The 7,677-nt window shown below is 62.6% G+C and carries 6 protein-coding genes; 2 read left to right on the forward strand and 4 right to left on the reverse strand.

Translation table 11 applies throughout. The features are described 5' to 3' along the window. On the forward strand, positions 1 to 1,664 hold a 1,664-nt coding region (locus CIC12_RS26050), incomplete at its 5' end, for an electron transfer flavoprotein-ubiquinone oxidoreductase (RefSeq protein WP_194248384.1). Positions 1,665 to 2,117: 453 nt separating this feature from the next. On the opposite strand, the gene CIC12_RS26055 is transcribed toward CIC12_RS26050, so the two are convergent. The 4 genes from CIC12_RS26055 to CIC12_RS26070 all read right to left on the reverse strand — a co-directional run bounded on the left by CIC12_RS26055 (position 2,118) and on the right by CIC12_RS26070 (position 6,900). Then, positions 2,118 to 2,486 (reverse strand): BON domain-containing protein, encoded by a 369-nt coding sequence (locus CIC12_RS26055; protein ID WP_168668347.1) that lies wholly within the window; start codon positions 2,484 to 2,486, stop codon positions 2,118 to 2,120. A 27-nt stretch (positions 2,487 to 2,513) separates the two neighbouring features. Further along, positions 2,514 to 3,665 (reverse strand): porin, encoded by a 1,152-nt coding sequence (locus CIC12_RS26060; protein WP_168668349.1) that lies wholly within the window; start codon positions 3,663 to 3,665, stop codon positions 2,514 to 2,516. A 71-nt stretch (positions 3,666 to 3,736) separates the two neighbouring features. Then, on the reverse strand, positions 3,737 to 5,359 hold the full coding sequence (locus tag CIC12_RS26065) for a 3-(methylthio)propionyl-CoA ligase (protein ID WP_168668351.1): 1,623 nt from the start codon (positions 5,357 to 5,359) through the stop codon (positions 3,737 to 3,739). A 224-nt stretch (positions 5,360 to 5,583) separates the two neighbouring features. Further along, positions 5,584 to 6,900, reverse strand: a complete 1,317-nt coding sequence (locus tag CIC12_RS26070; RefSeq protein WP_168668355.1) for an MFS transporter — start codon at positions 6,898 to 6,900, stop codon at positions 5,584 to 5,586. Between the two features lie 381 nt (positions 6,901 to 7,281). Here CIC12_RS26070 and CIC12_RS26075 point away from each other — a divergent pair. Beyond that, positions 7,282 to 7,677 (forward strand): AraC family transcriptional regulator ligand-binding domain-containing protein (locus CIC12_RS26075; RefSeq protein ID WP_168668353.1); only part of this gene is annotated, 396 nt, incomplete at its 3' end.

Consider the following 7,677-nt stretch of genomic DNA (forward strand, 5'->3'; position numbering starts at 1 on the left):
CAAGTCTCATTGAGCAGTACGGCCCACGCGAGTCGATGGAATACGACGTCGTGATCGTCGGCGGCGGCCCGGCTGGCCTGTCCGCGGCGATCCGCCTGAAACAGCTGGCGGCTGAAAAAGGCGTCGAGCTGGGCGTGTGCGTACTGGAAAAGGGCTCGGAGATCGGGGCGCATATCCTGTCGGGCGCGGTGATGGACCCGCGCGCGATCACCGAACTGATTCCGGACTGGAAAGAAAAAGGTGCGCCGCTGACGGTGGACGTGACCGAGGACAAATTCCTCTTCCTGACCGAAACCGGCTCGAAGAGCGTGCCGACCTGGGCGCTGCCGGATAACTTCAAGAATCACGGCAACTATGTGATCAGCCTCGCGAACGTCACGCGCTGGCTCGGCCAGCAGGCCGAAGCGCTCGGCGTCGAAATCTTCCCGGGCTTTCCGGCTGCCGAGGTGCTGTACAACGACGATGGTTCCGTCAAAGGCGTGGCCACCGGCAACCTCGGCATCGGCAAGGACGGCGAGCCGACAGAAAACTTCCAGCTCGGCATGGAGCTGCACGCGAAGTACACGCTGTTCTGCGAAGGCGCGCGCGGCCATCTCGGCCGTCAGCTGAACGACAAATTCAAGTTGCGCGACGGCGTCGATCCGCAGGTCTACGGCATCGGCATCAAGGAGCTGTGGGAAATCGATCCGGCCAGGCACAAGCCCGGTCTGGTGATGCACACGGCCGGCTGGCCGCTGCAGAACGATACGTACGGCGGCTCGTTCCTCTATCACATGGATAACAACCAGGTGGTGGTCGGCTTCGTGGTCGGACTCGGCTACTCGAATCCGTATCTGTCGCCGTTCGAGGAATTCCAGCGCTACAAGACGCATCCGGCAATCCGCGCGGTGCTCGAAGGCGGCAAGCGCGTCTCGTACGGCGCGCGGGCGATTACCGCCGGTGGCCTGATGTCGCTGCCGAAGCTGGTGTTCCCCGGTGGCGCGCTGGTCGGCGACGACGCGGGCTTCCTGAATGCATCGCGGATCAAGGGCTCGCATGCGGCGATCAAGACCGGCATGCTGGCCGCCGAGGCCGCGTTCGATGCCGTGCAGGCGGGTCGCACCAGCGACGAACTCACGGCCTATCCGGAGAGCTTCAAGACGTCGTGGCTGCATACCGAGCTGTACCGCGCGCGTAATTTCAAGCAGTGGATGAGCAAGGGCCTCTACCTCGGCACGCTGATGGTCGGCATCGAGCAGAAGCTGCTGGGCGGCAACGTGCCGTGGACGCTGCATCACCAGCATTCCGATCACGAGATGCTCAAGCCCGCTTCGCAGTGCACCCCGATCACGTATCCGAAGCCGGACGGCAAGCTCACGTTCGACCGTTTGTCTTCGGTGTTCATCTCGAACACGAATCACGAGGAGAACCAGCCGGCGCACCTGACGCTGAAAGATCCGTCGGTGCCGGTGAATGTGAACTGGCAGACCTATGCCGGTCCGGAGTCGCGCTATTGCCCCGCGGCGGTGTACGAGTTCGTCAGGAACGACGACGGCAGCGAGCGGCTCGTGATCAATGCGCAGAACTGCGTGCACTGCAAGACCTGCGACATCAAGGACCCGACGCAGAATATCGTGTGGGTCACGCCGGAAGGGGGTGGCGGGCCGAACTATCCGAATATGTGAGTGACCAGGCGGGCATCGAAGACGATTCCCGTATACACAATTAGAACGAAAAAGTGCCGCGTGTCACGAGAACGACTTCTAGTGACACTCGGCACTTCCATTTGGGAAGTTCGGTAGGAACCCGAAAGGATGAACAGCTTTTTTAACTTGCAGTGTTCGTAGCGGGAAATCTGCAAGAACAGGCCAGGGCAGCCGGGGATCCAACAAGCCATGTGGTCTTCGGCGAAAGTATGGCCACGGAACCGCAACACATGTGCACGGCACATGTAGCCGCCATGCACGGCGGTGTCTCCGAAAACAGCGCCGGCGCGAACCGTGAGCCACCCATGTAGCGGGACTCGAAGTTCTTCTGATTCAACGTCGGGCTTTCGCTCCAGCGAAAGCCCGAACGGATCTCGACACAGACAGTGAGGTCGACTCGTCCCCCGTGCGCTCCGCGCCGGCTACAGCAGCTTACATACCGCCAAACGGCTTCTCCACGGTCAACTTGTTGGTGACCGAAGTGACTCCGGGAACACCCCTCGCGATCTCCGCGACTCTGCCCACCTGGGACACGTCCTCGACCGTGCCACTCAGCGTCACCGCGCCGTCTTTGGCGACCACGCTAATGTTGCCGGCGCTGATGTCCTTCTGCTTCGCGATCGCGTTATAAACCTGCCGACGCAGCGCGCGATTCGCCTTCCGTCCTGCGGGCACGGTTGCCGACCCCGATGCCGCCGTCACCGACGCGCCGAGCGGTGCGCTGGTCTGGGCCCATGCACTCATGCACGCCGCCACGACGACGAGTCCAACAGCCAGCTTGAAAGTCTGAATGCTCTTCATTGAATACTCCGGTTGTGGATAGCGGAATCAGAAGGTATGGCGAATGCCGATCATGGCCGCCGTGGTCGAGACGCCCGGCGCAACCGGAACCCCATAGATGATCGTCTGGTTCATGGTCCCCTTGTTGTCGACGTAGCCCACCTGCGCATACGCACGAGTCCGCTGGGACAGGTTGTATTCCGCACCCACCGCGATTTCGCTCGAGTGATTGTCCGAATGATTCCGGTCCTTCAGGTAGTAGAAGCCGGAAGTGATTTTGAAGCGCGTATTGAACTGATAGCCGAGACCGGCCGAAATCATTTCGAAGTCCGCAGTATCGCTGTGCGCCGGGTTCTTGCCCACGCCGTACGAGCCGGATAACGAGAATCCAGCGATCGTGTACATCGCGCCGAAATAGTAGAAACGGTTGTTGGCCTGGCCCGTCGCGGGCACGGCAGGCGCTGCCGGATAGTTCAGCGGATAGGGATTCGTGTCGTGTCCGTTGTAATACACGGCCGCGAGATTCAAACCATAGTTCGAGTACTTGAGCACCGCCGACTCGCGCGTGCCGCCCTGAAAGTGACCGGCCACGCCGCCCGGCGCATATTCGAGCGCGAGCGACGCGCCATAGAATTTCGGCGAGTTGTACACCAGTGCATTGCTGTCGTACAGCGCGCCGATCGGGGCATTCGTGCTGGTGCCGGGCCACCCGGCCGCCTGATTGACGCCGAGCCACGCAGTCAGAATACTGCCGAAGTACTGCGCGCCGCGGACATCGGTTTCCGACATCGCGTAGATCATCGGGATGATCTGCCGACCGGCGTCGAATGTGCCGAATGGGCCCGATGCGCCAATCGTCGCGAACTGGTTGAAGATCGCGACCGCGCCGGGGGTGTCGGACAGACCGGCCTTGCCGGTCGTCGTATTGAACGAGCTCTGCAGCTTGAAATTGATCTTGTAGCCGCCGCCGATATCCTCGCTTCCCTTCATGCCCCAGAAGCTGGAATAGATGCCGCCGTCCTTGAGCTGATAGACGTGCCCCAGGTTGCGGGCGGTGGGCTGGAACGTCGCCGCCGAGGTGCTCTGATACAGCAATCCGGTATCAAGCACACCATAGAGCGTAACCGTCGATTGGGCCTGGGCGGCGCTGACGAACATCAGCAGCGCCGCAGCGCTGCTCAACTTCAACTTCGATTTCATTCTGTCTCCTTTGGTTTTTTGGGTTTATGGTTTGAATTCATCCGCGCTGCATTCAGGTAGGCGCGTGATCCTTACACGTAGTAGTTCCCGTACTGCTCGCGCAACTGGTGCTTGAGCACCTTGCCTGTCGCGCCGAGCGGAACCGACTCGACGAAAATTACGGCGTCCGGCTTCCACCACTTCGCAATCTTGCCGTCGAGGAACGCGAGCAATTCGCCTGCGGTGAGCGTGCCGCCAGGCTGTCTAACGACCAGCAGCAGCGGCCGTTCGTCCCACTTCGGATGACGCGCGGCGATGCAGACCGCCATCGTTACTTGCGGATGCAGGCACGCGACGTTTTCGATGTCGGCCGAGCTGATCCATTCGCCGCCGGACTTGATGACGTCCTTGCTGCGATCCGTGATCTGCATGAAGCCGTCGGCATCGATCTTCGCCACGTCGCCGGTCGGAAACCAGCCGTCACGCAGCGGCGACACGTCGTCGCCGCGAAAGTACTGCCGCGTCACCCACTGACCGCGCACCAGCAGGTCGCCGGCCGCCTTGCCGTCCCATGGCAATTCGTCGCCCTGCGGGTCGACGATCTTCATGTCGATGCCGAACACGGAGCGGCCCTGCCTCGCCTGAACCGCGTAGCGGTCATTGCCGGACAGCGCGCGCTGATGCGCCTTGAAGCTGCATACCGTGCCGACCGGGCTCAATTCCGTCATGCCCCACGCGTGTAGCACGTCGACGTGATAGCGCTCCTGGAACTCCATCGTCATCGCCGTCGGACACGGCGCGCCGCCGATGATCGTACGGCGCATCGACGAGAAAGCGCCGTTGCGTTCGGCGACATGGGAGAGCAGTCCCTGCCAGACCGTCGGCACGCCGGCCGACAGCGTGACCTGTTCCGTCTCGATCAGTTCGTAGAGCGACTGGCCGTCGAGCGCCGGCCCCGGAAACACCAGCTTCGCGCCGACCATGCAGGCGATGTAAGGCAGGCCCCATGCATTCACATGGAACATCGGGACCACGGGAAGGATTACGTCCCGTGCGGAACAGTTCAGCGAGTCGGGCAGCGCCGCGGCATACGTGTGCAGCAATGTCGAGCGATGGCTGTAGAGCACGCCCTTCGGATTACCGGTGGTGCCGGAGGTGTAGCAAAGCGACGACGCACTGTTCTCATCGAGCAGCGGCCAGTCGAACTCGTCGCTCTGGAGATCGATCAGGTCCTCGTAGCACATCAGCATGCTCGACTCGCTACACGTCTGCTGCATGTGCTCACGATCGGTCATCGCCACGAAGACCTTCGGGCTTTTGACGCGAGACGCGATGCTCTCGATCAAGGGCAGAAAAGTCAGATCGAAAAACACCACGCGGTCTTCCGCGTGCTCGATGATGTAGGCGAGCTGGTCGACGTGCAGCCGGGGATTGAGCGTATGCAACACCGAGCCGGACCCCGACACCGCGAAGTACAGCTCCATGTGCCGGTAGCCATTCCACGCCAGCGTCCCGACGCGCTCGCCGGGCTCGATGCCGAGCGCCGCGAGGGCATTGGCCATGCGGCGGGCGCGTTGCGCAAGATCCCGATAGCGGTAGCGGTGAATGTCTCCTTCTACGCGTCGCGAGACGATTTCCTGATCGCCGTGATGACGATCGGCGTGTACGAGCAGCGATGCCACCAGTAGTGGTTGCTGCATCATCAAACCTTGCATCCTTGTTCTCCTGAATATTCGTGTGGCCTCGCGCGGTGGGGTCCGTCGGTACGGCCTCGCGCCGCGCATTGCGACACCTTCCGATTGGCGATGACCACGCGCGCAATCCGTCACCGCAGGCTTGCCGCGGTTCTTCCAGATCGGCGTGTAGGGCGGGTCAACTAGCCGCCGGCGCGAAGCCCCGTCGGCCAGACCCCTATCGTTGAAAAGCAGCGCGTAATCGCTTAGCGGCCGGCCCGGTCGCGCAGTGCGTCCAGCCGGTCCAGATCGACGGCGTAGTTGCGCTTGCCGATAAAAAACGCGACCGCGGCGATCAGCGACGCGAACGGAACCAGTTGCAACGCGCCGAGCAGGCCGATCCGGTCGGCGACGATGCCCGTCAGAATCGCGGCAGGCGCGAGGCCCAGCAGATTGTTCGCTAGCGTCAGCGTGGCGAACGCGGACGAATGAATGGACGGCGGCGTGAGGTTCGCCACCATGGCGCCCGAGGGACCGCTCGCGCCGGCGCTGCAGAACATGCCCGCGCCGATCAGCACGAGTTGCAGCGGACCCGCCGGCAGGTAAATACCGATCGCGAGCAGCGAGAAACTCGCGAGGCAGATCGCGATTGCGGTGCCCCACTTTCTTTCCCGTGAATGCTTGCCGAGCCGGTCGGCCAGATTGCCGCACACCACCATGCCAAGGCCCGTCACCAGCACGAACACGGCGGCGCCCATGGCAGCCTTGCCGGTCGCCATCCCGTAGTAGCGGTTCAGGAAGCTTGGCATCCACGCCCACAGCGCAGCAGGCACCAGCAGATGAACGCCGCTGCCGACGTAGGCGCATACGACGGACTTCGTCGAAAACAGCCCCTTCATCAGCGCGCGAAAACTCATGCGCACACCGAGCCCCTGATTGCCCATGCTTGCCACCTGAAGCGGCGCAAGACGCTTTTCGGTGACGACGAACCAATAGATCACGACGAGCACGATTCCCACGGCCGCCATCGCGCCGAATGCGGGACGCCAGCCCAGCTGCGCGGCGACCGCGCCGCCGAGCGCCATGCCCAGCACCGAGCCAAACGCGCCGCCCGCCATGAAGGTGCCGGTGAGCGTGGCGCGCAGTCGCACCGGAAAGATGCTCAGGACAACCGCGATACCCACGCTGCCGTAAGCGGCTTCGCCGATGCCGACGAAGGCACGCGCTAGCAGCATTTCGCCGTAGTTCGTCGCGATCGCGCAGCCTAGCGTCGCGAGACTCCACATCGCCGCCATCAGCACGATGCTTTTCACGCGACCCCAGCGGTCAGCCAGCACCGACAGCGGGAACGTGAGCAAGCCGACCATCAGGGCGACCACACTGCTGAGCGAACCCAACCGCGTGTCGGAGAGACCCCAAGCCGCCTTGAGCAGCGGAAACACCGCATTCAACACCTGCCGCGACATGTAGTCGGAAAGCAGCAAGCCGACCGTCAAGGCGAATACGACCCAGGCATACGGGCGTACATCGGCTCGTGTTGCTGGAACTTCTCCCGTGGTGGGCTCAACGTGCTGCATGAGCATCATTTGTCTCCTTCGTGTCTATCTCGTGTTTATCTGATGGGCCGCCGTCTTGCTGCGCAGCAGTCGATGGCCGATTCTGGATATCGCGTCGCCCTTCGCGGCGCGTCGGCAGGCATCCACCTCGTCATCCCGCCTCGTTGAAACGGTCTTGCCGGTGGCAGTCCCCCACCGCCGGTTCACGCGTCAAGCGCCTGAAAATATTCCCAAGCGAAACTCACATCCTGCTCGCACAATACGACCATCGCGCATTACACTTTTATGATCAAGCGCCATCCTTTTAGCGGCCGATGCCACTGCGCGTAAACACCGGTATTCGTTGCCGCAGGCATCTGACGCCGGAAGGCGAGACGCTCCCCGTATGGGAGCTGCGGAGACAATGCGATGGAAACGATGTTGCGCTCGGTAGCGATGAGCGGCTATTTCGATGTGACACGGCGGCTCGGACTGAATCCGGTCGAACTCGTCCAGCAGGCGGGGATCGATCCCGCAGCACTCGCGAATCCCGATGATCGCGTCCCGGCCGCCGCGTGCTGCTGGCTGCTCGAACTCACGGCCGACAAGGCCTCGTGCCCCACGTTCGCGCTGCAGATGGCGGAGACCCGGCAGAAGTTCGGCACCGGCGTAGTCAATGTGTTACTCGCGCACAAACGCACGCTGCGCGAGGTGCTGCGGGCCGCCGCCGAATTCCGCCACCTGCTCAACGAAGCGCTGGCGGTCTACATCGAAGACGCGGGAGAGACCGTCACCATCCGGGAGGAACTGGCCGTCACTCCGGGT

This window comes from Paraburkholderia sp. SG-MS1, assembly GCF_012275575.1.
Classification (GTDB): Bacteria; Pseudomonadota; Gammaproteobacteria; order Burkholderiales; family Burkholderiaceae; genus Paraburkholderia.